This window comes from Pedococcus sp. NPDC057267 (genome assembly GCF_042668795.1).
Taxonomy (GTDB): Bacteria; Actinomycetota; Actinomycetes; order Actinomycetales; family Dermatophilaceae; genus Pedococcus.
Window position 1 is genome coordinate 17626 of sequence record NZ_JBHUYG010000012.1, and the last position, 26371, is coordinate 43996.

At 73.4% G+C, this 26371-nt stretch carries 26 protein-coding genes; 14 read left to right on the forward strand and 12 right to left on the reverse strand.

Annotated features, from left to right (window positions below; translation table 11 throughout):
- The first annotated feature begins 3 nt into the window (after positions 1 to 3).
- From ACFUC1_RS04700 to ACFUC1_RS04720, 5 genes are all read left to right on the forward strand, one after another.
- Positions 4 to 447 carry a BlaI/MecI/CopY family transcriptional regulator gene (locus ACFUC1_RS04700; protein WP_379117114.1) on the forward strand — a complete coding sequence of 148 codons (444 nt, stop codon included), beginning with the start codon at positions 4 to 6 and terminating at the stop codon, positions 445 to 447.
- 29 nt (positions 448 to 476) lie between these two features.
- The gene (locus ACFUC1_RS04705) at positions 477 to 1331 is read left to right on the forward strand and encodes a M56 family metallopeptidase (protein WP_379117116.1); all 855 of its coding nucleotides are present in this window, start codon (positions 477 to 479) and stop codon (positions 1329 to 1331) included.
- Between the two features lie 48 nt (positions 1332 to 1379).
- Positions 1380 to 1901, forward strand: a complete 522-nt coding sequence (locus ACFUC1_RS04710; protein WP_379117117.1) for a low molecular weight protein-tyrosine-phosphatase — start codon at positions 1380 to 1382, stop codon at positions 1899 to 1901.
- A 375-nt stretch (positions 1902 to 2276) separates the two neighbouring features.
- Positions 2277 to 2672 (forward strand): tetratricopeptide repeat protein, encoded by a 396-nt coding sequence (locus ACFUC1_RS04715; RefSeq protein ID WP_379117119.1) that lies wholly within the window; start codon positions 2277 to 2279, stop codon positions 2670 to 2672.
- A gap of 44 nt (positions 2673 to 2716) precedes the next feature.
- Positions 2717 to 4246 (forward strand): LLM class flavin-dependent oxidoreductase, encoded by a 1530-nt coding sequence (locus tag ACFUC1_RS04720; protein WP_379117121.1) that lies wholly within the window; start codon positions 2717 to 2719, stop codon positions 4244 to 4246.
- A gap of 4 nt (positions 4247 to 4250) precedes the next feature.
- Here ACFUC1_RS04720 and ACFUC1_RS04725 read toward each other — a convergent pair whose 3' ends face one another.
- Entirely contained in the window at positions 4251 to 5282 is a 1032-nt protein-coding gene (locus ACFUC1_RS04725) for an aldo/keto reductase (RefSeq protein WP_379117123.1), read from the reverse strand.
- A 145-nt stretch (positions 5283 to 5427) separates the two neighbouring features.
- On the opposite strand from ACFUC1_RS04725, the gene purB reads away from it, so the two are divergent.
- Both purB and ACFUC1_RS04735 read left to right on the forward strand, forming a co-directional pair.
- Positions 5428 to 6843, forward strand: a complete 1416-nt coding sequence (gene purB, locus ACFUC1_RS04730) for an adenylosuccinate lyase (protein WP_379117125.1) — start codon at positions 5428 to 5430, stop codon at positions 6841 to 6843.
- Between the two features lie 104 nt (positions 6844 to 6947).
- Positions 6948 to 7307: a DUF2568 domain-containing protein gene (locus ACFUC1_RS04735; protein WP_379117127.1), complete on the forward strand. Its 360-nt coding sequence runs from the start codon at positions 6948 to 6950 to the stop codon at positions 7305 to 7307.
- On the opposite strand, the gene ACFUC1_RS04740 is transcribed toward ACFUC1_RS04735, so the two are convergent.
- The 7 genes from ACFUC1_RS04740 to serS all read right to left on the reverse strand — a co-directional run bounded on the left by ACFUC1_RS04740 (position 7304) and on the right by serS (position 13906).
- Entirely contained in the window at positions 7304 to 7960 is a 657-nt protein-coding gene (locus ACFUC1_RS04740) for a hypothetical protein (RefSeq protein ID WP_379117129.1), read from the reverse strand. The genes ACFUC1_RS04735 and ACFUC1_RS04740 overlap by 4 nt on opposite strands.
- Before the next feature lie 312 nt (positions 7961 to 8272).
- A complete protein-coding gene (locus ACFUC1_RS04745) occupies positions 8273 to 8908 on the reverse strand; it encodes a VOC family protein (protein WP_379117131.1) in 636 nt (211 codons plus the stop codon).
- Between the two features lie 48 nt (positions 8909 to 8956).
- Positions 8957 to 9781 carry a TrmH family RNA methyltransferase gene (locus tag ACFUC1_RS04750; protein WP_379117133.1) on the reverse strand — a complete coding sequence of 275 codons (825 nt, stop codon included), beginning with the start codon at positions 9779 to 9781 and terminating at the stop codon, positions 8957 to 8959.
- A 185-nt stretch (positions 9782 to 9966) separates the two neighbouring features.
- Positions 9967 to 10308 (reverse strand): thioesterase family protein, encoded by a 342-nt coding sequence (locus tag ACFUC1_RS04755; protein ID WP_379117135.1) that lies wholly within the window; start codon positions 10306 to 10308, stop codon positions 9967 to 9969.
- Between the two features lie 166 nt (positions 10309 to 10474).
- Entirely contained in the window at positions 10475 to 11272 is a 798-nt protein-coding gene (locus ACFUC1_RS04760) for an HAD family hydrolase (protein WP_379117137.1), read from the reverse strand.
- A 9-nt stretch (positions 11273 to 11281) separates the two neighbouring features.
- Complete coding sequence (locus ACFUC1_RS04765; RefSeq protein WP_379117139.1) at positions 11282 to 12493, reverse strand: alpha-hydroxy-acid oxidizing protein; 1212 nt, start codon at positions 12491 to 12493, stop codon at positions 11282 to 11284.
- A gap of 150 nt (positions 12494 to 12643) precedes the next feature.
- Positions 12644 to 13906, reverse strand: coding sequence for a serine--tRNA ligase (gene serS, locus ACFUC1_RS04770; RefSeq protein ID WP_379117141.1), 1263 nt, complete (start codon positions 13904 to 13906; stop codon positions 12644 to 12646).
- Positions 13907 to 14047: 141 nt separating this feature from the next.
- Here serS and ACFUC1_RS04775 point away from each other — a divergent pair, with 141 nt between their 5' ends.
- A complete protein-coding gene (locus tag ACFUC1_RS04775; protein ID WP_316007071.1) occupies positions 14048 to 14686 on the forward strand; it encodes a LysE family translocator in 639 nt (212 codons plus the stop codon).
- A gap of 27 nt (positions 14687 to 14713) precedes the next feature.
- Here the strand turns inward: ACFUC1_RS04775 and ACFUC1_RS04780 are convergent, their stop codons facing one another.
- A complete protein-coding gene (locus ACFUC1_RS04780) occupies positions 14714 to 15301 on the reverse strand; it encodes a DinB family protein (RefSeq protein WP_379117143.1) in 588 nt (195 codons plus the stop codon).
- A gap of 51 nt (positions 15302 to 15352) precedes the next feature.
- On the opposite strand from ACFUC1_RS04780, the gene ACFUC1_RS04785 reads away from it, so the two are divergent.
- The 4 genes from ACFUC1_RS04785 (at position 15353) to zwf (ending at position 19398) form a co-directional block, all read left to right on the forward strand.
- The gene (locus tag ACFUC1_RS04785) at positions 15353 to 16465 is read left to right on the forward strand and encodes a diacylglycerol/lipid kinase family protein (protein ID WP_379117145.1); all 1113 of its coding nucleotides are present in this window, start codon (positions 15353 to 15355) and stop codon (positions 16463 to 16465) included.
- A complete protein-coding gene (locus ACFUC1_RS04790) occupies positions 16465 to 17172 on the forward strand; it encodes a phosphatase PAP2 family protein (RefSeq protein ID WP_379117147.1) in 708 nt (235 codons plus the stop codon). Before ACFUC1_RS04785 ends, ACFUC1_RS04790 begins: the two co-directional genes overlap by 1 nt.
- The gene (locus ACFUC1_RS04795; RefSeq protein WP_379117149.1) at positions 17109 to 17816 is read left to right on the forward strand and encodes a phosphatase PAP2 family protein; all 708 of its coding nucleotides are present in this window, start codon (positions 17109 to 17111) and stop codon (positions 17814 to 17816) included. Before ACFUC1_RS04790 ends, ACFUC1_RS04795 begins: the two co-directional genes overlap by 64 nt.
- Before the next feature lie 133 nt (positions 17817 to 17949).
- Positions 17950 to 19398 (forward strand): glucose-6-phosphate dehydrogenase, encoded by a 1449-nt coding sequence (zwf, locus tag ACFUC1_RS04800; protein WP_379117213.1) that lies wholly within the window; start codon positions 17950 to 17952, stop codon positions 19396 to 19398.
- 14 nt (positions 19399 to 19412) lie between these two features.
- Here zwf and ACFUC1_RS04805 read toward each other — a convergent pair whose 3' ends face one another.
- Positions 19413 to 20429 (reverse strand): prephenate dehydratase, encoded by a 1017-nt coding sequence (locus ACFUC1_RS04805; protein ID WP_379117151.1) that lies wholly within the window; start codon positions 20427 to 20429, stop codon positions 19413 to 19415.
- Between the two features lie 111 nt (positions 20430 to 20540).
- Between ACFUC1_RS04805 and ACFUC1_RS04810 the strand changes: the two genes are divergently transcribed.
- Positions 20541 to 21170, forward strand: a complete 630-nt coding sequence (locus tag ACFUC1_RS04810; RefSeq protein ID WP_379117154.1) for a TMEM165/GDT1 family protein — start codon at positions 20541 to 20543, stop codon at positions 21168 to 21170.
- 209 nt (positions 21171 to 21379) lie between these two features.
- On the opposite strand, the gene ACFUC1_RS04815 is transcribed toward ACFUC1_RS04810, so the two are convergent.
- The gene (locus tag ACFUC1_RS04815; RefSeq protein WP_379117156.1) at positions 21380 to 22666 is read right to left on the reverse strand and encodes a glycosyltransferase 87 family protein; all 1287 of its coding nucleotides are present in this window, start codon (positions 22664 to 22666) and stop codon (positions 21380 to 21382) included.
- A 41-nt stretch (positions 22667 to 22707) separates the two neighbouring features.
- Between ACFUC1_RS04815 and ACFUC1_RS04820 the strand changes: the two genes are divergently transcribed.
- Positions 22708 to 24942 carry a hypothetical protein gene (locus ACFUC1_RS04820; RefSeq protein WP_379117158.1) on the forward strand — a complete coding sequence of 745 codons (2235 nt, stop codon included), beginning with the start codon at positions 22708 to 22710 and terminating at the stop codon, positions 24940 to 24942.
- On the opposite strand, the gene ACFUC1_RS04825 is transcribed toward ACFUC1_RS04820, so the two are convergent.
- Positions 24866 to 26362: a hypothetical protein gene (locus ACFUC1_RS04825; protein WP_379117161.1), complete on the reverse strand. Its 1497-nt coding sequence runs from the start codon at positions 26360 to 26362 to the stop codon at positions 24866 to 24868. The genes ACFUC1_RS04820 and ACFUC1_RS04825 overlap by 77 nt on opposite strands.
- Positions 26363 to 26371: the final 9 nt, after the last annotated feature.

Here is a 26371-nt window from a genome sequence, read left to right on the forward strand (position 1 = left end):
GCCATGCCCCACAAGGCCATCAACCAGCTTGGGGACCTCGAGCGCGCCGTCATGGACGCCATCTGGTCCGCGGTCGACGCCGGCCACCCCTCCGTGTCCGTCCGCGAGGTCCACGAGGCGATCGTCGCCCGTCGCCGGATCGCGTACACGACCGTCATGACCGTGATGGGACGGCTCGCGGACGCCGGCCTGCTCACCCAGGAGCGCAGCGGGCGCGCGTACCGGTACGCCCCGGCGAGCAGCCGCGAGGCCCTCACCGCGGCGACCATGCGCGAGCAGCTCCAGGGCATGGCCGGCGAGGACCGCCGTGCCGCGATGCTGCACTTCCTCGACGACGCCACCGCGGACGAGATCGCGGACCTCAAGGTGGCCCTCGCCCAGGTCGAGGCCCGGCACGCGGGCACCGGCTCGGGCGCGCCGGGGCGAGGCGCGGGGGCGTCGCGCTGAGCCACGCCCTGGTCCCGGCAGCCCTGGCCGTGCTGGCCGTCCTGCTGGCCGGACCCGCCCCGCGGGTGATGGCGCCGCTCGTGCGCTTCCGGCGCGCCCCGCTCGAGGCGCTGCTCGTGTGGCAGGCGGTCTCGCTCGCCGCGGTGGTGTCCGCGCTCGCCGTCGCGCCCGCGGCGTGGGCGACCGGCGGGCCGTCGTGGTGGGGACCCGTCGCCACCCTCATCGGGGTCGCGGTGCTGGCGCGGCTGCTCTGGTCCGGCCACCGGGTCGGCACCGGCATCCGGGCCGACCGGCGGCGCCACCGCCAGCTCGTCGACGTGCTGGGCACCGAGCCGCCGCGCACCGGCGCCGCCGTGCGGGCCGGCGGCCACGTCGGCGAGCTGCGCGTGCTGGCGCACCCCACGCCCACGGCATACTGCCTGCCCGGGCTGCGCAGGCGGGTGGTGCTCAGCGAGGGGGCGCTGCAGGCGCTGCCACCCGAGGAGCTGGCCGCCGTGCTCGCGCACGAGCAGGCCCACCTGCGCGCCCGGCACGACCTCGTGCTGGAGTTCTTCACGGTGCTGCACCGCTCGGCCCCGGAACGGCTGCGGGCTCCCGAGGCACTGCGGGAGGTGCGCCTGCTCGTCGAGGTGCTCGCCGACCGGGCCGCCCGTCGGGCTGTCGGGGAGGTGCCGCTGGCCCGCGCGCTGGTCACGCTCGCCAGCGGGCACCACCCCTCCGCTGCGCTCGGGGCCGCCGACCCGGCCAGCACGTCGGCGACGCGGGCGCGGATGGAGCTGCTCACCCAGCAGGAGGCGCCGCGGTGGCTGCGCGCCCTCATGACCGCCTTCGCGCTCGCCGTCCTCGCCACTCCGGTCGCGCTGCTGCTGCTCGCGCTGCGCTGACCCCGGGCGGCCCGTCGGCGCCGCACCCTCGCCCTGTTGAATGGGGACATGACCGCCTCCCGCCCCTACCGCGTGACCGTCGTCTGCACCGGGAACATCTGCCGCTCGCCGATGGCCGAGTTCGTCCTGCGCGAGCGGTTCACCGAGGCGGGCCTGGGCGACCGGGTGGTGGTCGACTCGGCCGGCACGCACTCCTGGGAGGTCGGCAACCCGGCCGACCCGCGCACCCTCGCCGTCCTCGCACGCAACGGCCACGAGGACTTCGGCGGGGCCGACCACGTGGCCCGCAAGTTCGAGCGGCCGTGGTTCGACGAGGTCGACCTCGTGCTCGCCGCCGACTCCGGCCACGCGCGCGAGCTGCGCCGGCTCGCACGCACCGACGCGCACCGCGACAAGATCCACATGCTCCGCTCGTTCGACCCCGAGTCCGAGCGTGCCGGGACCCTGGACATGGACGACCCCTGGTACGGCGAGGACGAGTCCGCCTTCGACCAGACGTATGCCGAGGTCACCGCGGCGGCGGACGGGGTCGTCGAGCACGTCCGCCGGGAGCTCGAGCGGCGCTCCTGACCACCGGGTCCTGAGGGACGGGGGCGGCAATCCGCCCGTTCGGCCCGGTTCGGCCACGTTCGGACGCTCTCGTCCTCCTCCCTTCGGTCGGGAGTCCCTCGTCCCACCCCTCCTCGGTTCGTGTCGTCGGCGGGGGTCTTCGTACCCTCGTGGTCATGCACGAGCCCCACGCCACCGACGAGCGCGTCCTCACCCAGGAGCAGCGCCAGGAACTCGTCGACCTCATCCTGCGCGGCGGCTGGCGGATGTCCGGCAGCGGAGCCACGCCGGCCTGAGCCGTGCGACGCCCGCACCCGCCGGGCGGAGGACCCTCGGGGGCCAGTCCCGCCCGGTCCGTGATGGGAATAGTTGAATTAGCAACTATGTTGTGAGGGTATGACCACCACGACCAGCCCGTTCGCCCTCCGCCTCACCTGGGCGCGCAGCCTGTTCGACCGCGGCGACCACATCGCCGCTGCCGGCGCGCTCGCCGACCTCGTCGCCGAGACCCGCGACGCCGACGTCCTGCACGACACCACCGAGCTGCGGGTCCTGCTGGCCCGCGCCTACTTCGGCTCCGCCCAGCTCGGCCGCGCCGAGGCAGTGCTCCGTGAGCTCGTGGAGGAGCGCCCCGCGGACGGCTACCTGCACCTCCTGCTCGGCCGCACCCTGCAGCGCCAGCAGCGCCACGACGACGCCCGCCGCCACCTGGCCCTGGCCGAGGTGCTGGGGGACTACGAGCGCCCCAGCGCCTACGGTGAGCCCACGGCCCCGGCGTCGACCTCGGACTGACGCCGGCCCGCACCCGGACCGACGGCGACGACGCGGAGGACCTCGTGACGGACTACGGACACCAGCTGGAGTTCGGCATCTTCCCGACCCCTGACGCCTCGGCGGCCGACCTCGTCCTGGAGATGAGCGAGGCCGCCGACGTCAGCGGCCTGGACCTCGTGACCGTGCAGGACCACCCCTACAACGCCCGGCACCTCGACGCCTGGACCCTGCTGTCAGTCGTCGCCGCGCGAACCACCACGGTGCGGGTGGCCCTCAACGTCGCCAACCTGCCCCTGCGTCCGCCGGTGGTCCTGGCCCGCAGCGCCGCGACGCTCGACCTGCTGTCAGGCGGGCGTGTCGAGCTCGGGCTGGGCACGGGCGCCTTCTGGGACGCGATCGCGGCCGCCGGCGGCCCGCGGCGCACGCCGGGTGAGGCCACGACCGCCCTCGAGGAGGCCATCGCCGTCATCCGCGGCGTGTGGTCCGGCCGGGGCGCGGTGTCCGTCGACGGGGAGCACTACCGCGTGAAGGGCCTGCACTCCGGCCCGGCGCCCGCCCACCCCGTCGGCATCTGGCTCGGGGCGTACAAGCCGCGGATGCTCCGCCTCACCGGCCGGCTCGCGGACGGCTGGCTCCCGTCGATGGGGTATGCCGGGCCCGCGGAGCTCCCGGCGATGAACGCGACGATCGACGAGGCGGCGCGCGCCGCTGGCCGCGACCCGGTGGCCGTCCGGCGGCTCTACAACGTCGACCCCGGCACCTCGCCCGAGCAGCTGGCGGAGCTCGCGCTCGAGCACGGGATGTCCACCTTCATCGTCCCCGTGGCCTCCGTGCGGGACGTGCAGCGGTTCGCCGCCGAGGTGGCCCCGGCGACCCGTGAGCTCGTCGAGGACGAGCGCACCCGGCGGGACGCGGCGCCCGCCGGGCCCGTGGTGACCGACACCGGCCGCGCGGACGCTTCGGAGCGCGGCGACGCAGGCGGGGCCGCCGACGTCGGCCCCGGGGCACGAGAGTCGCTGGCGACGACCGCCACGGCGGCCGGCGCGGCCCGGGCGTCCGGCGAACACCAGGCTCCCGACGCGCCCCCGTCCCGGTCCACGGTCGACGCCACGGCGCACGAGGGCGCGGGCGCCCACCTCGTCGAGGTCCACGACGGGCTGCGCGCCGAGCTGGCACGGCTGCGCGACATCGTCGAGCAGGTCGTGGCCGGCGAGGAGCAGGCCCACCGGGCCCGCAACGCCATCAACGAGCTCACCATGCGGCAGAACAACTGGACGCTGGGCGCGTACTGCCAGCAGTACTGCCGCTTCGTCACCGGCCACCACGGCCTCGAGGACCGGTCGATCTTCCCGCATCTGCGGCGCAGCGACCCCGCCCTCACCCCGGTGCTCGACCGGCTCGAGCAGGAGCACCTCGTCATCCACGACGTGCTCGAGCAGCTCGACGACGCCCTGGTCGGGTTGGTGTCGGGCGCGTCCGGCACCCCCGAGCTGCAGCGCGTCGTCGACCGGCTGTCGCAGACCCTGCTCGAGCACCTGTCCTTCGAGGAGGACGAGCTCGTCCCGGCCCTGGACCGGTACGGCTTCTACTGAGGGATCAGCGCCCGCCGGTGAGCTTCCGCTCGCGCTGGGCGACGCCGGCGGTGCCGTAGGGGTAGTCGTCGGCCCGCGGCGCACTGACGTCGGTCAGCCGGTCGAGGTGCTCCTTCGGCACGTCGAGGTCGGCCGCGGCGAGGTTGTCGCGCAGCTGCTCGACCGACCGCGCGCCGAGGATGACCGAGGTGACAGCCGGCTGGGCGCCGACCCACGCGAGCGCGACCTGCGCCGGGGTGGCCCCCACCGCGTCGGCGACCTCGCGCACCGCGTCGACCACGGCCCATGTGCGCTCCTGCTCGTTGCGCGGACCCCACGCCTCCATCCCGCGCTCGGGGTCCTCGCCGAGGCGGGACGCACCCTCGGGCTGCTGGTCGCGCCGGTACTTGCCCGTCAGCCAGCCACCCGCGAGCGGCGACCACGGCAGCAGTCCGATGCCCGCGTCGAGGCACGCGGGGACGACCTCGTGCTCAATGTCGCGCACGAGCAGGTTGTACTGCGGCTGCAGCGTCACCGGCTGAGCCCAGCCGTGGGCGCGGGCGACGTGGACCGCCTTGGTGACCTGCCAGCCGAGGTAGTTGGAGAACCCGTAGTAGCCGATCTTGCCGGCGGCCACGGCGTCGTCGAGGAAGCGCAGCGTCTCCTCCAGCGGGGTCACCGCGTCCCACGCGTGCATCTGGTAGAGGTCGATGTGCTCGACCCCGAGCCGGCGCAGCGAGTCGTCGAGGGCCCGGCGCAGGTGGCGGCGCGACAGGCCCAGGTCGTTCGGGCCGTCGCCCATGGGGAAGCGGCCCTTGGTCGCGATGACGGCCTGTCCGGCCTCGGTCGGGTGGGCCTTCAGCCAGCGGCCGATGATCTCCTCGGACGTGCCCGAGCTGTAGACGTCGGCGGTGTCGAGGAACGTCCCGCCCGCCTCGGCGAAGGCGTCCATGATCTGGCCCGAGGTCTGCTCGTCCGCCTCCGCCCCGAAGGTCATGGTGCCGAGGCACTGGGTGGAGACGACGGTGCCTGAGTTGCCGAGGGTCGTGTAGCGCATGGTCCCGACCGTATGCCGCGTGCCCGCCCGCGGCACCCCCAGCGGACCGCGGCGCGAGACGCCCGTCGACGACGACGGGACCGGGCCGTCCCACAGCCGGCACCTCGCGGCATACGCGCTCCGGCGCTCTGGGACACTGTGGGCCATGGCCTCGCTTGCTGACGCGACCCCGCCCATCGCCCTCGGCGCCCTCGACGGCCGCTACCGCGGCGCGGTGGCACCCCTCGTCGACCACCTCTCGGAGCCGGCGCTCAACCGCGAGCGCGTGCGGGTCGAGGTGGAGTGGCTGGTGTTCCTCACCGACCACGGGGTCGTGCCGGGCGTTCGGGCGCTCACCGCCGACGAGAAGGCCGCGCTGCGGGGGGTCGTCGACGGTTTCGGGGCGGCCGAGATCGCGGAAATGGCCGAGATCGAGCGCGAGACCCAGCACGACGTCAAGGCGGTCGAGTACTTCCTCAAGAGGCGGCTGACCGCGATCGCTCCCGCCCCGGAGGACCGCGGCCTGGCCGAGCTGATCCACTTCTGCTGCACCAGCGAGGACGTCAACAACCTCTCCTACGCCCTCATGGTCAAGGGCGCGGTCGAGCAGGTCTGGCTCCCGCGGGCGACGGAGCTCGTCGAGGCCGTCGCGACGATGGCGTCCGACCTGCGCGACGTGCCGCTGCTGGCGCACACCCACGGGCAGCCGGCGACGCCGACCACCATGGGCAAGGAGCTCGCCGTCCTCGCGCACCGGCTCGGCCGGCAGCTGCGGCGGATCCGCGGCGCGGAGTACCTCGGCAAGCTCAACGGCGCCACCGGCACCTTCGGGGCCCACCTCGCCGCCGTGCCCGGGGCGGACTGGCCGGCGCTGAGCCGCGAGTTCGTCGAGTCCCTCGGGCTCCGCTGGAACCCGCTGACGACGCAGATCGAGAGCCACGACTGGCAGGCGGAGCTGTACGCCGACGTCGCCCGGTTCAACCGGGTCCTGCACAACCTGTGCACCGACGTCTGGACCTACATCTCGATGGGCTACTTCGCCCAGGTGCGCGGCCAGGGCACCGTCGGGTCCTCGACGATGCCGCACAAGGTCAACCCGATCCGGTTCGAGAACGCCGAGGCCAACCTCGAGGTCAGCAACGCGCTGCTCGACGTGCTCGGCTCGACGCTGGTGCAGTCGCGGCTGCAGCGCGACCTCACCGACTCCTCGATGCAGCGCAACATCGGGACGGCGTTCGGCCACTCGCTGCTCGCGCTCGACAACGTGCTGCGCGGCCTGGCCGGGCTCGACGCCGTGCCCGCCGCCATGGCCGCCGACCTCGACGCCAACTGGGAGGTGCTCGGGGAGCCGGTGCAGTCGGCCATGCGGGCCCTGGGGGCGCAAGGGGTCCCGGGCATGGAGAACCCGTACGAGCGGCTCAAGGAGCTGACCCGTGGCCGGCGCATCACCGGCGACGACCTGCGCGCGTTCGTGGCCGGCCTCGGCCTGCCCGACGACGTGGCCGCGAGGCTCTCGGCGATGACCCCGCAGACGTACGTCGGCGTGGCGCCGCAGCTGGTCGACCTGCTCGACGTCGACTGACCGCAGGAGCCGGTCGACGAGCCGGCCCAGGGGCCGGGTCGACGTACCGGCCGGACGACCGGACGAATCGGCTGACGGGGCCGGGTGGACGAAGGAGGACGCGCGTGGCCGCACTGGGATGGATGGTGCTGGCGCTCGTCTTCCTCGACGAGGTCCTGGCCGCGGTGGCCGCCGGGGTCTGGGGCTCGCATGCCGGGGGCTGGCCGCTGGCCGTCCTCGCACCGGTGGTGGTGGTCGCGGTGTGGTGGGCGTTCGCGTCGCCCCGCGCGCGGTGGGGCGGCCCGGTCGTGCGCCGCGTGGTGAAGGTGCTCGTGTTCGGCCTCGCGTCAGTGGGCCTGTGGGTGGCCGGCCACCACGGGTGGGCGCTGGCACTGCTCGTCTTCTCCGTGGTCGTCAACGGGCTCGCGCAGCTGCCCTCGATCCGCGGGCTGGTGGCCGAGCAGGAGCGGCCGCCCGCGAGCTAGGGGACCCCGCCCGGTCCGGCACGGGGCGGGTCCACCCCGAACGTGCGGCGGCCCCACTCCACCATGGCGCCGAGGTGGGCCACGGCGGCGAGCACCCCGGCCACGGTCGTGCCGACGGTGCCGGCCCCGACGGCATACGCCACGAGCGCCCCGAGCGTGCCCGCGACCATGGTGTTCACGGCATTCATGAACATCACGGTGCTCGCCACGACGTGGCTGAACGTCGAGCGCCGCGACCCCATGAGGTAGGTGCGCATGAGGCCCGCGCGGTCCCCCGTGGTGCCGGCGACGAGGAAGGGGGCGATGCCGGGGTCCAGCTCGAGGTAGGCGGCACGGAGGAGGTTCATCCCGATGACCATGGCCGCGTCGTCGTGGCTGGCGTTGTGGACCCTGACGGCGGTGAGGGTGCCGAGGACGAGCGAGTATGCCGCCAGCCCGATCGCCATGACCCGGAAGCCGGTCCCGAACCCGGTCGCCTGAGCGACGAGGGCCAGGACGACGAGCGAGGCCGAGGTCACGGTGAGGTGGATCGTGATGCGGCTCATGACCTCCGACCACGTCATGCTGCGGGTCGCGAGCAGGGACCAGTGCTCGGTGGCGAGGACCTGGGCGCGCACCGACGGCGGGACGGGGTGTGCGGGTGTCTCGTCCACGGCCCCTCCTGCTCGGGCGCTGGCGCCGGCCAGGGGCACGTGACCGGCCTCCCCACGCTAGGGCGACGGGGACCGCCCCGGGTCGCGCGTTCGTCGTAGAGAGGCGGGGCTCAAGGCCACGGTCGCCGGCGCCTGTCCCTTCCGGACACGCTGGTCTGTGCACAGACGTCCGTACCACTGCGCGCTGAGCAGATCCATGCGCAATGACACGCTGGTCTGTGCGCAGACGTCCGATCAGGGGCGTCGGCGGCCCCCGGAGACGACGACGCCCCGCGCCGGTCGAGCCGGGCGGGGCGTCGGGAGGGGTGCGCGTCAGACGGTGACGGGGCCCGTCGGGGTCGCGAAGGTGACGGCGAGCAGCCCGGGGGTGCCGTGCGGTGCCACGAAGGTGAAGTCGATGACGGTCGAGGTGCCCTCAGGCGGCAGGTCCAGCCACTCGCGGACGCGGGCCGGGTCGCCAGCGATCTGCAGGCCCTCGATCGTCACGTCGGTGTGGGCGCCGACCGACGGGTGCAGGGACTTGTCCTGCCACTGCACGAAGAACGGCAGCTGCGGGTCGGAGATGAGGCCCTTGACCCCCAGCTGGCGCCAGCGCAGCTCGACGCCGTCGGGGCGGTGCCGGTTGCCCTCGACCGACTGGCGGCCGATCCGCTTCTCCACCGGCGCGATGTCGTCGACGGCGACGACCCAGCCGAGCCAGCCGCCCCCGTTCTCGGACCGGGCACGCACGGCCTGGCCGAACGGCGCCTTGTCGGAGGCGGGGTGGTCGAGCACCTCGACGACCTCGACGTAGCGGTCGTGCGCCAGCGGGAGGATCACGTTGCGAGTGCCGAACCGCGGGTGGATGCCGCCGTCGACCGGCTCGACGCCGATCAGCTTCGACAGGCGTTCCGCGGTCGCCTGCAGACCGTCGTGCTCCGCCGCATACGACACGTGGTCAACTCGCATACCCGACATCGTGACACACGCCCAGGAGTGCTCCTGACACGGGTGGGGTTACTGTGACGCGGCCCCCTCGAGGCCGCGCTGGCGCACCGCCTCGTAGATGACGATGGCGGCCGATGTCGCCACGTTGAGCGAGTTCGCCTTGCCCGCCATCGGGATCCGGACCCGGTGCGTCGCGCGCTCCAGCACCTCGTCGGTGAGGCCGTACTTCTCGGCGCCGACGGCGATCGCGACCGGCCCGGTGTAGTCGACGTCCGTGTGCAGCAGGTCGGTGTCCGGCGTCGTCGCGACGAGGGCGATGCCGTGGGCCTCCAGCCAGGCGAGGGTGTCCCCGGTGCTGTCGCTGGCGACCGGGACGCTGAAGACGGTGCCCTTGGACGCCCGCACCAGGTTGGGGTTGCCCCAGTCCGTCACCGGGTCGGCCGCCACGACCGCGTCGGCCCCGGCGGCGTCAGCGGTGCGCAGCATCGCGCCGAGGTTGCCGGGCTTCTCCACGCCCTGGCAGAGCACGACCAGGGGGCTCGGCCCGAGCTCGAGGTCGGCGCAGGTGCGGGTCACGGCCGGCACCACGGCGAGGAACCCGTCCGGCCCCTCGCGGTAGGCGACCTTCTCGAACGCGGCCCGCGACACCTGCACGGTGTCGACGCCCCGGGCCCGAACCTCGTCGACCACGCGGGTCTGCCTCGCCGGGTCGAGCATCAGCTCGGGGCAGTAGTACAGCGACTCGGGCAGGACACCGGCGTCGAGGGCGAGGGACAGCTCCTCGTACCCCTCGACGAGCGTGCGGCCGGACTCCTCGCGGCCGCGGCGACGGCGCAGCGCGGCGAGGGACTTCAGACGCGGGTTGGCGGGCGAGGTGAGGTGCAGGTCAGCCATGGCGCGCCCCAGTGTGTCAGGTGCGCGCCGGTCGGGGTGGCCGCTCCCCGGGTCTGTGCACAGACCCGCGTGTCACTGCGCAGGGATCCGCTCACTGCGCAGAGACACGGGAGTCTGTGCGCAGACGAGCGTGCACGTATGCCGGGGGCTGCCGGGTCGGCGTCGGGGGCGGGTGGCTGGCCGGGTCAGGCGTCGAAGCGGGCCCGGTCGACGACGACGCGCGTGACCCGGCCGTCGGCCACGAGCCGGTCATCGTCGTCCACCGCCCGGACGTCGAACACGAGGCTGTGGCCCTCGACCACCGGGTCGTCGGCCACGACCTCGACCGCGGCGCCCACGGCGGTGGGCCTGCGGTGCGCGAGCTCGACCGACCGGCCCACGCTCGTCGAGCCCTGCGGCACGTGCGGCGCGGCCGCCTCGACGGTCGCCGCCTCGATCCACGCCAGGAGCCGGGGCGTCCCGAGGACCTCGACGTCGCCGCTGCCGAGGGCCCGGGCCGTGTCCTCGGCCGTCACCACGTGGCGCATACCGGCACGCTACCCAGTGCGCGGTCGGCGCGGCACGGTCACCCGGGCGCGGGTCTGCTCGCACACCTCCGTGTCACTGCGCACGGATCCGCTCTGCGCGCAGCAGGACGCGCGTCTGCTCGCAGACCTCCGTGCAGGGGGGCGCAGGGGGTGCGGCGCTCGCGCGCTACCCCTCGAGCAGGGAGAGGAGCACCGGCAGGAGGCCGTCGTCGTCGACGTGGCCGGTCACCTCGTCGGCGACCGCCTTGACCTCGTCGGGGGCGTTGCCCATGGCCACACCACGCGCCGCCCAGTGGAGCATCTCGACGTCGTTGCGCTGGTCGCCGACCGCGACGGTGTACCGCGGCTCGACGTCGAGGCGGCGACGCAGGATCTCCAGCGCCGAGCCCTTCGACACGCCCTCGGGGTTGAGGTCGAGCCAGGCCGAGAAGCCGACCGCGTAGTTGACCCCGTGCAGGCCGATCCGCTCGGTGAGGGCGAGGAAGTCCTCGGCCGTGCCCTCGGGCGCACGGAAGGTCACGCGGGTCACCGGGTCAGCGACCAGCTCGTCCCACGGCACGACGCGCAGCTCGCCCTGGAGCTCGCCGTCGGGGAACGGCGCGCTCAGCTTGAACCCGACACCCAGCTCCTCGACTGCGACCACCGCGTCGGGCCACTCGACCCGCAGCAGGTTGAGCGCCGGCGCCGGGTCGAACGTGACGGCCTCCAACACCCGGAACCCCCTGTCCTCGGCGGGATCCAGCTCGATCGTCACTGCGCCGTTGGAGCACACGGCATACCCCGTCGTGATCCCGAGCTCCTCGAGGATCGGGGTGGTCGCCACGATCGAGCGGCCGGTCGAGACGATGACGTGGTGGCCGGCGGCCACGACGTCGCGGACCGCGGCGCGGACGGCCGGCGACAGGACGCCGGCGTGGTCGATGGTGGTGCCGTCGACGTCGAGCGCGACGAGGTGGGGCTTCATGCCCCGAACCTACGGGAGGCGGACGTGGTGCGGGCGCAGGTCCGCGACCGTGGGGACGCCGAGCAGCGCCATCGTGCGGCGGACCTCGGCGGTGAGGATGTCGACCGCGCGCTGGACGCCGGCCTCGCCACCGGCCATGAGCCCGTAGAGGTAGGCGCGGCCGACCATGACGCTGCTCGCGCCGAGGGCCACCGCTGCCACGACGTCGGCACCGGACATGACGCCGGTGTCGAGCATGACCTCCTTGTCGGGGCCGAGCGCCTCGCGCACCTCGGGCAGCAGCCGCAGCGGGACGGGCGCGCGGTCGAGCTGGCGGCCGCCGTGGTTGGACAGGACGATCGCGTCGACGCCGGCGTCGAAGACGGTGCGCGCGTCGTCGACCGTCTGGATGCCCTTGATGACCAGCGGGCCGTCCCACTGCGAGCGCACCCACTCCAGGTCGGCCAAGGTCATCGTCGGGTCGAACAGCGCGTCGAGCAGCTCGGCGATGGTGCCGTCCCACGAGCTCAGGCTCGCGAAGGTCAGCGGCTCGGTCGTCAGCAGGTTGAGCCACCACGCCGGGTGCATCGCGGCGTCGGCCACGGTGCGCACCGTCAGGGCGGGCGGGATCGAGAAGCCGTTGCGGGCGTCGCGCAGGCGGGCGCCGGCGACCGGCACGTCGACGGTGAGGACGAGCGCCTCGTACCCGGCCTGCCGCGCGCGGCGCATGAGGTCCTCGCCGGCGCTGCGGTCGCGCCAGACGTAGAGCTGGAACCACTTGCGGGCCTGCGGGGCGGCGGCTGCGACGTCCTCGATCGACGTCGTGCCCATGGTGGAGAGCGTGTACGGGATGCCGGTGCGCTGGGCGACGCGGGCCACGGCGCGTTCACCCTCGTGCTGCATCATCCGGGTGAAGCCGGTCGGCGCGAACGAGAACGGCAGGGCGGACGGCTGCCCGAGGAAGGACGTCGTCGTGTCGATCGCCGAGACGTCGTGCAGGATCGCCGGCCGGAACTCGAGGTTCGCGAACGTGCCCCGCGCGCGGCGCAGGCTGATCTCGCCCTCGGCGGCGCCGTCGGTGTAGTCGAAGACCGAGCGCGGGGTGCGCCGCTTGGCGACCGCGCGCAGGTCGGCGATGGTCAGCGCCGAGTCGAGCCGTCGCCGCGTGGGGTCGAGCTGCAGCGGCTTGGGCCGCAGCAACGGCTTGAGCTCGGACCACTTCGGCAGCTGTCGTTGCGTCACGCCACCCAACCTAGCCGCGCGCCACAAAGGGGCAACACGGCAGTTGCTGGCACGAAACGGCAGTTCAGGAGTCCCGTTTCACGTCAGCAACTGCCGTCTTGCGGGGAAGCGCCGGGAGGTCAAGCGGCGGGAGGTCAAGCGGCGGGAGGGTCAGGCGGGCCGGAGGACCTCGAGGCCGAGGAACGGCTGGAGCGCCTTGGGGACGACGACCGAGCCGTCGGCCTGCTGGTGGTTCTCCAGGATCGCGACCATCCACCGGGTCGTGGCGAGCGTGCCGTTGAGCGTGGCGACTGCTCGCGTGCCCTGGCCGTTCGGGTCGCGCTCACGGGTGTTGAGGCGCCGCGCCTGGTAGGTGGTGCAGTTCGAGGTCGACGTCAGCTCGCGGTAGCGGCCCTGGGTCGGCACCCAGGCCTCGCAGTCGAACTTGCGCGCCGCCGGGCCGCCGAGGTCGCCCGCCGCCGTGTCGATGACGCGGTACGGGACCTCGATCTTGGCGAGCATCTCCTTCTCCCAGCCGAGCAGCCGCTGGTGCTCCGCGGCGGCGTCCTCGACCCGGCAGTAGGTGAACATCTCGACCTTGTGGAACTGGTGGACCCGGATGATGCCGCGGGTGTCCTTGCCGTACGACCCGGCCTCGCGGCGGTAGCAGGCCGACCACCCGGCATACCGCTTCGGGCCGTTCGACAGGTCGAGGATCTCGTCGGCGTGGAAGCCGGCGAGGGCGACCTCGGAGGTGCCGGTGAGCCAGAGGTCGTCGTCGGCGAGCCGGTAGACCTCCTCGGAGTGCTTGTCGATGAACCCCGCACCCGCCATGACGTCGGTCTTGACCAGCGTCGGGGTGATGACGGGGGTGAAGCCGTGCTCGACCGCCTGGGCGATGCCCATGTTCAGCAGCGCCAGCTCCAGTCGCGCGCCGACGCCGGTGAGGAAGTAGAACCGCGAGCCCGAGACCTTGGCGCCGCGCTCCATGTCGACGGCGCCGAGCATCTCGCCGAGCTCGAGGTGGTCGCGGGGCTCGAAGTCGAACGTCGGCACCTCGCCGACCGTCTCGAGCACCTCGTAGTCGTCCTCGCCGCCGACCGGGACGCCCGGCTCGACGACGTTGCCGATCTGCCGGATGAGGGTGCCGAGCTCCGCCTCGGCGGCGTCCGCGTCGGCCTGCAGCGACTTCACCTGCGCGGCGAGGTGCTTGGTCTTCGCCAGGAGGGCGTGCTTCTCCTCGCCCTGCGCCTGCGCGACCTGCTTGCCCATCGACTTCTGCTCGGCGCGCAGCCGCTCGAACTCGGTGAGGCTGGCCCGCCGGCGGTCGTCCGCGGACAGCACCGCGTCGACGACCCCTTCGTCCTCGCCACGGGCGCGCTGGCTCGCGCGGACCCGGTCGGGGTCCTCGCGCAGGAGCTTGATGTCGATCACCGGGTCAGCCTAGCGAGGGGGTCGGCCGCGTCCGCCACGTGATTCGGCGTCCGCCCCCGATCCGGCGTCCGCCCCCGATCCGGCGTCCGCCCCGTGATTCCCCGTTGCCGCGCGTGCGCGTGGGGTCCGATCCTGTGGGGTATGCCGTCCGCCGCCACCCTGGGCACGTTCGCCCTCGCCGCCACCGCGCTGATCCTCCTGCCCGGCCCCGCGATGCTGTTCCTCATCTCGCGCGGGATCGGGCAGGGCAGCCGCCGGCTGGCGCTGGCGTCGATGGCCGGGATCGAGACCGCGACGGCCCTCATGGTGGTCGCGACCGCGTTCGGGCTGTCGGCGGTCATCAGCGCCTCGGTCGTCGCGTTCTCCGTCGTGAAGTACGCCGGCGCGGCATACCTGCTCTGGCTGGCGGTCCGCGAGTTCCGCAGCCGCGGCCACTTCGCCCTCGACCGCGTCCCGGTGACGAACCCCCGGCGGGCGTTCGCCGACGCGTTCCTCGTCGGCATCACCAACCCCAAGACGGCCGTCTTCTTCGTGGCGTTCTTCCCGCAGTTCCTGCACCGGGAGTCGGGCCCGGTGTGGTCGCAGGTCCTCGTCCTCGGGGCGATCTTCGTCGTCATCGGCGCCGTCTTCGACAGCGTCTACGCGCTCAGCGCCGGCGGCATCGGCCAGTGGCTTGCCCGCCACCCGCGTGCGGTGGAGCGGCAGAAGTACGTCTCCGGCTCGATCTTCCTCGTGATGGGTGGCGCGGCCGCCCTGACCGGGCACCCGCAGAAGGCCTGAGACCCGCGCCCGGCGCCGGCTCCCCGCTCAGCGGTCCGCGGCGCTGGGGACGACCCCCACGTCGACGAGGTGGTGGGCCAGGTCGTGCAGCATGTACTGGCCCAGGGTCAGCACGGTGAAGTGCGAGCCGTTGCTGCGCAGCCCCGTCCGCTGCCAGTCGTCGCCCTCGACCTCCTCGAAGGCCCGGCACGCGGCGACGGCCGCCTCGACGAGCTCCTCGGCGACGACCGCGGGGTCCTGCTCGCCGTAGCGGCCGTCGAGGGCGGCGCGGTCCTGGTCCCAGTTGGCGAACCCGGCGCCGTCCTCGGCGAGCATCTGGCGCACCCGGCCCTCGAAGACGCGGCAGACGTCCCGGACGTGGCAGGCGTACTCCAGCGGCGACCACACGTCGGGCCGGGGGCGGTCCCGCACGTCCTGGCGCTCCAGCACCGAGCGCCACGGGGCGGTCAGCGACAGCACCTGCTCGGCCACCTGCGGGGCGGTGACGCCGGCCGCCTCGAATCCGCACTCCGGGCACGGGTGCTCCAGCGTCCAGGTCCAGTCCTTGGTGTCGGGCGGCACCGGACCGGACACATCGGGCAGGCCGTCCTGGGGCTGGTCGGGGGAGGCGTCCATGACCGCCACGGTATGGCAGCACCCCCTCCTACCCTGGGGTAGCGTCTGCCCGTGCTCCAACAACATGCCGGGTGGGTGGTGGTCGGCGCGATCGCCGTCGTGCTCCTCGCAGCCCTCGGCATCGCCGCCTGGTCGAGGGAGCGCAGCAGTCGCCGACGCGGAGCTCACCGGGCCCGGCGCTGGGACCGCCGGCCGCACCGCAACGAGTTCCGGCCGGAGGGCACCGTGACCGAGGCACCCCGTCGTCGCGTGGCGATCATCGTCAACCCGACGAAGTTCGACGACCTCGACTCGGTCAAGGAGCGCGTCACCCGCGAGGTCGTCAACCACGGCTGGGCCGAGCCCCTCTTCATCGAGACGACGGCCAAGGACACCGGCCGCGGCCAGGCCGAGCAGGCCCTGCGTGAGGACGTCGACCTCGTCTGCCCGCTCGGCGGCGACGGCACGGTCCGCGCGGTGGCCGAGGCGCTCGTCGGCACGGACACCCCCCTGGGCCTCCTGCCGGGCGGCACCGGCAACCTGCTGGCCCGCAACCTCGACCTGCCGGTCGACGACCTCGACGACGCGCTGCGGGTCGCGCTCACCGGCCAGAACAAGCGGATCGACGTCGGCCGCCTGACGGTCGACTCCAGCGGCGAGGACCAGCGGCCCGAGACCCACGTGTTCCTCGTCATGGCCGGCTTCGGCTTCGACGCGGCGATCATGGCCGACGCACCGGAGAAGCTGAAGGCCAAGGTCGGCCCCGCGGCATACATGGTCTCGGGCACCCGCAACCTGCGCGGGCCGCAGTTCAAGGTCCGCGTCAAGGTCGACGACAACGAGGAGTTCACCCGCCGCACCCGCACCGTGGTGGTGGGCAACGTCGGCAAGCTCCTCGGCGGCCTGGTCCTGCTGCCGGACGCCGAGGCCGACGACGGCCACCTCGACGTGGTCATCCTGTCGCCCAAGGGGATCGTCGGGTGGGCGGCCGTGGCCGGGCGGGTCCTCACCCAGCGCCGCAAGGGCCACGAGCGCGTCGACCACCACACCTGCCGCGAGATCCGCGTGCGCGCGGACCGGCCCCAGGAGGCCCAGGTCGACGGCGACACCATCGGCAAGGTCCGCGCCATCTTTGCCGAGGTCGTGCCCGGCGCCCTGGTCGTCCGGGTCGGTTCGGCGGACTGATGCCGACCGCCACCGGGGCCCCCGCCTCCGCCGGCCGCTCACGGGCGGTGCGCCTCGGCCGGGGCGCGCTGGCGATGGTCCTGTTCGCGGTGCCCTTCGTGCTGCTCGGGTATGCCGTGCGGCAGAAGTTCGACCCCCTGGTGCACCTCGACAACGCGATCGCCGACCGCGCGACCGACGCGACCCGGGCCGCTGGTGCCGGCAGTGCCCTGGTCGTCCTCCAGACCGTGAGCCAGCCGTGGGTCCTCTACATCGTGGCGACGCTGGTCTGCCTCTGGGCGTGGCTGGCCCGGCAGCTGCGCAACCGCGCGCTGTGGGCGTTCGTCACGATGATGGTGGGCTGGAACCTCGCCCTCGACGCCAAGCTCGTCGTGCAACGGGCGCGGCCGGTCGTCGACGACCCGATCTCGCACGCCCCCGGGTACTCGTTCCCCTCGGGACACGCCGCCAACGTCGCGATCATCGCGACCGCCATGGTGTTCCTGCTGTGGCCGCTGCTGTCGGAGGCGGGGCGGCGGGTCCTGACCACGGTGGCCGTCGTCGTGGTGCTGGTGGTCGGGCTGGACCGCATCTTCCTCGGGGTCCACTTCGCCTCGGACGTGGTCGCCGGGTGGATTCTGGGCGTGGGCACTACCTTCTCCTCATGGCTCGGATTTCTCGGCAGGACCTCACCCAGCTCGTCACCCGGGCCGTCGCACCCGGCGTAGTCGTCTGGGCGGCGATCGTCGGCTTCGGCCTGCTGATCACCGGCCCGCTGACCGGGCTGTCGAAGAGCGAGGAGTCGGTCAACAAGACCCTCGCCTCGGACCGCACGCCGACGTGGAACACCATCACGATGTTCTGGTCCCACATCGGGAACACCGAGTACGTCATCGCGGTGTGCATCCTCGTGTCGCTGATCCTGCTGTGGCGCACCAAGGACCTGCTGTTCAGCCTCGTCCCGGTCATCGCGATCTCGTTGCAGGCCACCATCTTCGTGCTCGCGACCCTGGTCATCGGCCGGCCCCGGCCCAAGGTCAGCCACCTCGACCCGGCACCCCCGACGTCGAGCTACCCGAGCGGCCACGTGGGCGCCTCGACCGCGCTGTACCTCACCTTCGCGCTGCTGGCGCAGCGCATCGAGCGTACCTGGCTGCGGGTGCTGACCACGGTCGTGTGCCTGCTGCTGCCGCTGCTGGTCACCTACGCCCGCCTCTACCGCGGCATGCACCACGTCACCGACGTCAGCGTCGGCATGCTCAACGGCATCGTCTGCGCCCTCCTCGCGTACGCCTGGTACCGCCACCGAGCCCGGGAGCGTGACGGCGCCGGCGCGCGGGTGCGCGACGCCGCCCGCTCCGTGACCTCCTGACGGAGCCGCTCCACGGCCTCCTGACCGCCCCCTCTCCCTCCTGCGCGTCTGGGGGCGCGGTGCCAGAATCGACAGCGTGCCGCAAGCCACGCCGCCCCGCCCACAGACGATCTCCTACCCGGCCACGGAACGGGTGACGAGCCGCAGCCCGCTGGAGCCCGTCGACCCGCATGTCATCGTCCTGTTCGGGGCGACCGGCGACCTGGCGCGGCGCAAGCTGCTGCCGGGCCTGGCCTACCTCGTCACGAGCGACCTCGCTCCCGACATCCGCGTCGTCGGCACCTCCCTGGAGGACTTCGACGACGCGAGCTTCCGCGCCTTCGCCCGGCAGGCGATCGACGAGTTCGGCTCGCACAAGCTGTCGGCGGAGCAGTGGGACGCGTTCGACGACCGCCTCGTCTACGTGCCGCAGGGCGCGGGCCCGGACCGGCTGGCGCAGGCGGTGAAGGAGGCCGAGCAGCAGCTCGGCCCGCAGACGCTGCGGCTGCACTACCTGTCGGTGCCGCCCAAGGCCGCGGTCGCCGTGCTGCAGATGCTGCGGGAGGCCGACCTCGTCGACCGCGCCCGCGTCGTCATGGAGAAGCCGTTCGGCACCGACCTCGCCAGCGCGATCGCGCTCAACAACACCGTGCACGAGACCTTCGCCGAGGAGCAGGTCTTCCGGATCGACCACTTCCTGGGCAAGGAGGCCGCGCAGAACATCCTGGCGTTCCGCTTTGCGAACGGCCTGTTCGAGCCGATCTGGAACCGCAACTTCATCGACCACGTGCAGATCGACATCCCCGAGACCCTCGGGCTCGACCAGCGGGCCGGCTTCTACGAGTCGACGGGCGCCTACAAGGACATGGTCGTCACCCACCTGTTCCAGGTGATGGCGTTCGTCGCGATGGAGCCGCCGACCGCCCTCGAGCCGCGGGCGATCTCGGAGGAGAAGAACAAGGTCTTCCGGTCCCTGCTGCCGATCGACCCCGACCAGGTCGTGCGCGGCCAGTTCGCCGGGTACACCAGCCTCGACGGGGTGGCCCCGGACTCCGACACCGAGACGTTCATCGCGCTCAAGGTCGGCCTCGACAACTGGCGCTGGGCCGGTGTGCCGTTCTACCTGCGCACCGGCAAGCGGATGGCCGAGGGCGCCCGGATCATCTCGATCGCGTTCCGCGAGGCGCCGCGGTCGATGTTCCCGCACAACTCCGGGGTCGGCTCGGCCGGGCCGGACCACCTCACCTTCGACCTGGCCGACGAGTCCAAGGTGTCGCTGTCGTTCTACGGCAAGCGTCCCGGCCCCGGCATGCGGCTGGAGAAGCTGTCGATGCAGTTCTCCACCGAGGAGACCGACCGTGCGGCCGACGTGCTCGAGGCGTACGAACGGCTCATGCTCGACGCGATGCGCGGTGACCACACCCTGTTCACGACCGCCGAGGGCATCGAGTCGCTGTGGGAGCGGTCGCAGCCGCTGCTCGACGACCCGCCGGAGTCCAAGCCGTACCCGGTCGACTCGTGGGGTCCCAACGCCATCCACCAGCTCATCGCGCCGCACGCGTGGCGGCTTCCCTTCGAGCGCGCCTGGCGCCAGAAGAAGTAGCCGGGAAGTCGGGGTCACGCGTCGCCGGTGCGCAGGGACCGGAGCCAGGCGCGGGCGCTGCCGAACGCCTCGTCGGTCGTCTGCGGGCTGACCTGCACCGCAGTGCCGTGCGCCGCCGGGTAGCTGCCGAGGAACCGCACCTCCGCGCAGACCCGCTTGAGCCCGAGCAGGGCCTCGCCGACCCGCTCGTCGAGCACGTGTCCCTCGATGTCGATCGAGAAGCAGTACGAGCCCATCGACGCCTTGGTCGGCCGCGACTCCAGCCGCGACATGTTGATCCCGCGCACGGCGAACTGCTCGAGCAGCTCGAGCAGGCCACCCGCGTGGTCCTCGCGCTGGAACAGCACGAGGGTCGTCTTGTCGGCGCCGGTGCGCTCGGGCAACCGCCCCGGACGCGCCACCATGACGAACCGCGTCACCGCCGCGGCGTTGTCGCCGATCCCCTCCGCGAGCACCTCCAGGCCGTGGTTGCTCGCCGCCACGGGGGCACAGACCGCCGCGTCGTATGCCGGCCGCTCGCCGGCGGTGGGGCCGTGGTCCGTGTCCGAGTCCGGACCGCCGTCCCGAAGGCCGACCCTGCTACCCCGTCCGCCGTCCCGGTCGCCGTGCAGCGCCAGGCCCTCCGCGGCGGAGGCGGTCGAGAGCGTCGGCACGTACGCGGCATCCGGCAGGTGCTCGCCCATCCAGCCGCGGACCTGCGCCCACGCGTGGCTGTGGGTGCCGACGGCGCGCACCGCCGAGAGCGGCGTGCCCGGTCGGGCGGCCAGCACGAACGTGATCGGCACGAGCACCTCGGCGGTGACGACGAGCGGGTCGCCACTTGCCAGGGCGTCGAGGGTCGCGCTGACCCCGCCCTCGACGGAGTTCTCGATCGGCACCATTGCCCCGTCCACCTCGCCGGAGCGCAGCAGGGCGAGTGCCTGGTCCACCGACCCGCAGGGCCGGTGCGTGGCCCCCTGCGACGGCCCCCACGCGGCCAGGGCCATCTGGGTGAACGTGCCCTCGGGGCCGAGGTACGCGTACGTCGTCATGGGGCGACCCTCTCGGATCCGGTGGGGTGGCCGTCGGGCGTGGCCACCTCGCGGACGGTGCGGCGGACACCGGCCAGCGTAGGGGCGCCACCCGGATAGGGTCGACGCGCCATGGACCTCGACCTCGCCACCATCGCCATCGTCTTCGCCGCCATCTTCGTCGTGGAGCTGCCGGACAAGACGTTCATCGCCACGCTCGTGCTCGCGACTCGGTTCCGCCCGCTGTTCGTGTGGATCGGGGTGTCGCTGGCCTTCCTCGTGCAGACCCTGGTGGCCGTCGTCATCGGCGGGCTGCTCGCGAACCTCCCCAAGCGGCCGGTCGAGGTCTTCGCGGCCCTGATGTTCCTCGCCGGTGGCGTGATCCTGCTGCGCGGCGCGAAGAAGGCCGACGAGGAGGAGAAGGAGACCGAGGAGGAGTTCGCGCACAAGGGCGCCGCGACGGCCGTCGGGCTCAAGGCGATCGCGGTCTCGTTCTCGGTGCTGTTCCTCGCCGAGTGGGGCGACCTGTCCCAGCTCCTCACCGCGAACATGGTGCTGCGGTTCCACCAGCCGCTGTCGGTCTTCCTCGGCGCGTTCCTCGCCCTGGCCACGGTGTCCGCGCTCGGTGCCGTGATCGGCCGGGCGCTGCTGGCGCGGGTCCACCTGACGACGATCCGCCGGGTGGGCGGTGTCGTCTGCCTCCTGCTCGCAGCCCTGACCACGCTGGAGATCCTCGGCGTCGTGTCCGCCCCGCACGCCTGACGGGCCCGCTCGGCCGCGCCGCGGCATACCCGCTCGTCTGCGCACGCACGAGCGTCCCTGCCACCGGGGCACACCCGCTCGTCTGCGCACGCACGAGCGTCCCTGCCACCGGGGCACACCCGCTCGTCTGTGCACACATGGGCGTGGCAGTGCGCGCGGAGCGGATCAGAGCGCAGTGACACGCTGGTCTGTGCGCAGACGAGCGTGTCTCAGGTGCGGGCGGTGAGGACCTCGTGCTCGCTGACGTCGGCCCCGCGGCCCGGGTCGCCCTCGTCGCCGCCGGTCGTCCCCGGCTCGCGCAGGTGCAGCGCCCACCACAGCAGGCCCAGCGCCATGAGCGAGCCGAAGGTGTCGGCGTTCTGCAGGACCCGGCCGATCCAGCGCGGCCAGTCGGGGTGGTTGAGCCACGAGATGCCCCACCACGGCATCCGGCACAGGAAGAACCCGGTGATCGCACCGGCGGCCCAGATCCGGCGGCGGTCGCGCAGCGGGTTCGCCCCGAGCACGGCGAAGACGACGACCACCATCCAGTGCAGGTGGTGGATCCACGCGACGGGCGACAGCAGCACGGCCATCAGGCCGACGGCCGCGACCTCGCTGATCGAGTCCCCGGCCCGGTAGGCGCGACGGGCCAGCCGGTAGCCGATGGTCCCCACGACGGCGACGAGGACGAGCCACAGCACGTTGCCGGCGAGGCCCTCCGGGCCCACCCGCAGCAGGAAGCCCCGGATCGACTGGTTCGACGTGCCGGCGTTGGGGCCCAGCCGGGTCGGGTCCTGCAGCGCCCCGCCCCAGAAGGCGAACGACGCCTCGGGCAGCAGCACCCACGACCCCAGGGTCACGACGACCGCGGTGACGACCGCGGTGATCGCCTCGCGCCAGCGCCGGTTGACCAGGTAGTGCACGACGAAGACGCCGGGGGTGAGCTTGATCGACATCGCGAGGCCGACGAGCACGCCCGGCGGGACCCGTCGCAGCACCCCCGGCCGCGGCTGGCGCAGGTCCATCAGGCAGGCCAGCACCATGAACGCGTTGACCTGCCCGAACCGGATGCCGTCGGACACCGGGTGCAGCCAGATCATCGGGGCGGTGAGCAGCGCCAGGGCGATCGGCATCCACGGACCCGTGCGGTGCAGCAGGCGCCACCCGGCATACCAGACGATCGCGGTGGTGGCGGCCACCTGCGCGAGGGTCCACAGCCAGCCCACCGCGCCGAACGGGATGAAGGCCAGCGGGATCGCGAGCACCGCCGCGAACGGCGGGTAGGTGAAGGGCAGCAGCTGCGGCGACTCGGTCATCGCCGAGTAGACCGGCCGGCCGGTGAGGATGGAGACGCCCGCCTCGCGGTAGACCTCGACGTCGACCTGCCACTGGTCGACCGGCCAGTACACGAGGTAGCGCAGGACCGGGATGGACGCCGCGAGGAGCACCAGCACGACGGCCAGCGCCCACCGGGCTCGGGCGGGCCAGGCGGCGATGCGGCGCAGGGGAGTCACACCCGCATTCTGTCGTGTGACCGGACCCGTAGCCTGTACGGGTGACCCGCCGCGCCCTGACCCTGCTCGCCGGCCTCTTCACGGTGCTCGTCGTGGGCGCGGGCACGGCGTCGGCCGCGAGCGCCGCACCAGCCGCCGCACCGGCGGCGCCGGCCACCTCACCCTCCGCCTCACCGGCAGCCACGCCCTCCGCCGACAGCACCCCCACCGGCCCGGTCATCCTCGTCGGCACGGGCGGCCTGACCTGGACCGACGTCGACCAGCAGAACACCCCGGCCCTGTGGTCGATGCTCCGCGACGGCTCGACGGCCGCCCTGTCGGTGCGCTCGGTCTTCACCAACACGTGCCCGGTCGACGGCTGGCTCAGCCTCTCCGCCGGCAACCGCGCCGCCGCACCCGGGCCCAAGGGCGCCGACCGCGGCACCTCCGACCCGTGCCCGGCGATCCCGGAGGTCGACAGCGGTGTCGTCCCGGGCTGGGACTCGTACGTGCGAGAAGCGGACGCCCGCAAGTTCGACAGCACCCTGGGGACCCTGGGCGAGACGCTCGCCACGAGCGGCCAGTGCGTCCAGGCGATCGGGCCGGGCGCCGGGGTCGGCGCCGCCTACACGTCCGGATCCGTGCCCCGGTATGCCGCGTACGACGCCGGGCAGCTCACCGGCCTGCTCTCCCGCTGCCGGGTGACCCTCGTCGACGTCGGCGCGGTCCGGGACCCCGCCGAGCTGCCGAAGGGCGAGTCGCCGGGCACGCCGGGGAACCGGGCCCAGCAGGCGAAGGCGGTCGACGACCGGATCAGCCAGGTGCTCAAGGCGGCCCCGAACGGCTCCGACGTCATCGTGGCGAGCCTGTCCGACGCCGGGTCGCAGGAACGGCTGCGGCTCGTCGCAGCCAAGGGCCCGCACTACGGCTCGGGCACCCTGTACTCGCCGTCGACGCGCCAGAACGGCCTGGTCCAGTCGGCCGACCTCACCGTGACCCTGCTCTCCGCAGCGGGGGTGGACACCCCCAGCGGGCTCGGCGGCAAGGCCCTGAGCCGTGGCGAGGAGGGGTCGAACTCCGAGTCCGCCGCCCGCGACCGGCTGCGGCACCTCGTCGACTTCGACGCCGCGAGCCACGAGGTGCATTCGCTCGTGCCGCCGTTCTTCAACGCGGTCGTCTACACCCAGATCGCGATCTACCTGCTCGCAGCGATCGTCTGGCGGCGGGACTTCGGGGCCATCGGGCTGCGACTGAAGCTGCTGCGGATCACCCGTCGCGTGGCCGTCGTGGCCGCGGCGGTCCCGGCCTCGACCTTCCTGGCCAACCTCGTCCCGTGGTGGCGCTTCCCGGTGCCGATGGTCGGGGTGGTGGCGGCCGTCGGCGTCTTCACGGCCGCCATCTCAGCCGTCGCCCTGCTCGGTCCCTGGTCGCGTCGGCTCACCGGGCCGCTCTCCGTCGTGACGCTGGCGACGATGCTCGTGCTCGGGATCGACGTCATGACCGGGTCGAGGCTGCAGAACTCCTCGCTGATGGGCCTGCAGCCCGTGGTCGGCGGCCGCTTCTACGGCATGGGGAACGTGACGTTCGCGCTCTTCGCGACGGCCGCGCTCCTTCTCGCCACCGCAGCCTCCAGCTCGCTGGTCCGCCGCGGCCACACCAGGCTCGCCGCTGTCGCGGCGGCCGCGATCGGCCTCGTCGCCGTGGTCGTCGACGGGCTGCCCGCCTGGGGCGCCGACGGCGGCGGCCCGCCCGCCCTGCTGCCCGGGCTCGCCTACCTCGTCCTGGCCATCCTGGGGATCCGGATGACGTGGCGCCGGGCACTGCTCGTCGGCGGCGTGACCGTCGGGCTCTTCCTGCTCGTCGCCTTCCTCGACTCGCTGAGGCCCGCTGACAAGCAGTCGCACCTCGGCCAGTTCTTCGAGGCGCTGGGCAACGGCACCGCCGGCGACATCGTGATGCGCAAGCTCGACCAGAACATCGGCATCCTCTTCGGCAACTACCGGCTCGCCCTGCTCGTGCCCATCGCGCTGGTCTTCGTCATCTACATCCTCGCCCGCCCGACCTCGTGGGGGTCCCGGGCCCTGCAGCGCTCCTACGACGCGCTGCCGACGCTGCGGCCGGGCCTGATCGCGCTGCTCGTGACGCTCACGATCGGGTTCGCCATCAACGACTCCGGAGTCGCGATCCCGGCCAACGGCGCGATCATCGCGGTGCCGCTCATCATCGCCGTGGCGGTGCGGACGCTGGAGGACGAGGCGCGCTCGACCGCGACGACCCGCTCCATGCGGCGCGTGTGAGCCACGCCCACACGAGCAGCACGGCATACGGCACGGGCACCCGGCGCACCCACAGCGTCACGCGCTGGACCGTCGCGGTCATTCCCTCGACCCGCCCTGGCACGTAGGCGAGGGTCGCCGCGAGCAGGTGCACGAGCAGCGCCCGGTCGAGGACGCTCGCTCCGAGCAGCGGCAGGGTCGCCCACGTGAGCAGCAGGTACCAGGGCAGCGAGTAGGCGGCGGAGAGGGCGTATGCCGTCGACAGGACGAACGTCCAGCGCGTCGCCGTGCCCAGCACCGTGGCGGGAGCCAGCCCACGGGTGAGCCGACCGAGGACGACGACGAGGAGCAGCGCCACGACGACGGACAGGACCGTCACGAGGGTGCGTGCCGCCGACCCGCCCAGGGGGCCGTCGACGAGCTGGTAGACCAGCCGCCACGGGGTCGCCAGCGAGATCGAGCGCCGGGCCCGTTCGAGCTGGTCGAAGACGTGCGGCCCGGCCCACCAGTGCAGCGGCACCGCGGTGACGAGGACGCCCCCGGCGAACCGCGCCGAGCGCGACCCCCAGCCGCGGCGTTCGTGCACCCACCACGCGACCAGCACGCCGACGACCACGACGGCGGCCGTCACCTTGGTCGACACGGCGATGCCGGCGAAGAGCCCGGCCACCACGGCGCTGCGGGGCGCCGCCCACAGCGTCAGGACGACGAGGGCCGCTGCGACGACGTCGACGTGCGCCCCGAACACCGCGAGCCCGAGCACCAGCGGGTTGGCGAGCCACAGGGCGAGCACCCGTGGGCGGCTCGCCCCGGACTGCTCGAGCAGCGCAGCGACGGCGAGGAAGGCCAGGAGGCAGAGGGCCTGCCACCAGCCGACCGTGGCCCGCAGGTGCGGGCCACCCGCCCAGGAGGCGGCCTCCTGGAGCAGGGTCGCGAAGGGGCCGTAGATGCTCGGCGTGCCGTCCCACGGGGGTCGGACGGCCGAGATGACCGGGTCGTGTCCGGGCCAGGCGTTGGGCGGCGTGAGGTACGGGTCGCCGCCGAGGACGGCGATCCGGCCGTAGGCCGCGTAGTTCGTGTGGTCGGCCGACCCGAACGCGGTGACCCAGCCCGTGCCGACCGCGAGGACCGGCAGCGCGAGCACCCAGGTCCACGGCCCGCGCGTCGGCAGCCCCCAGCGCAGGTGCAGGTGCACGCCGAGCGTCCCGAGGACGTATGCCGTCCACAGCAGGACCGTGACGAGCCAGGGCCCGGGGGCCCACGGCAGCTCGTGGCCGCCCGGGCCGAGCGGGGGCTTCGCCGCGCTGGGACCGGCGATGCCGACGAGCAGGAGCAGCAGGACCGCCGACAGGAGCAGGCCGGCCGCGAGCGCCCGCCTGGGCGTCCACGGGACGTCCGCGTCCGCGGGGGAGCCCTCGCCCCGCCGGAGCCGTGCCGCCACGGGAGGTAC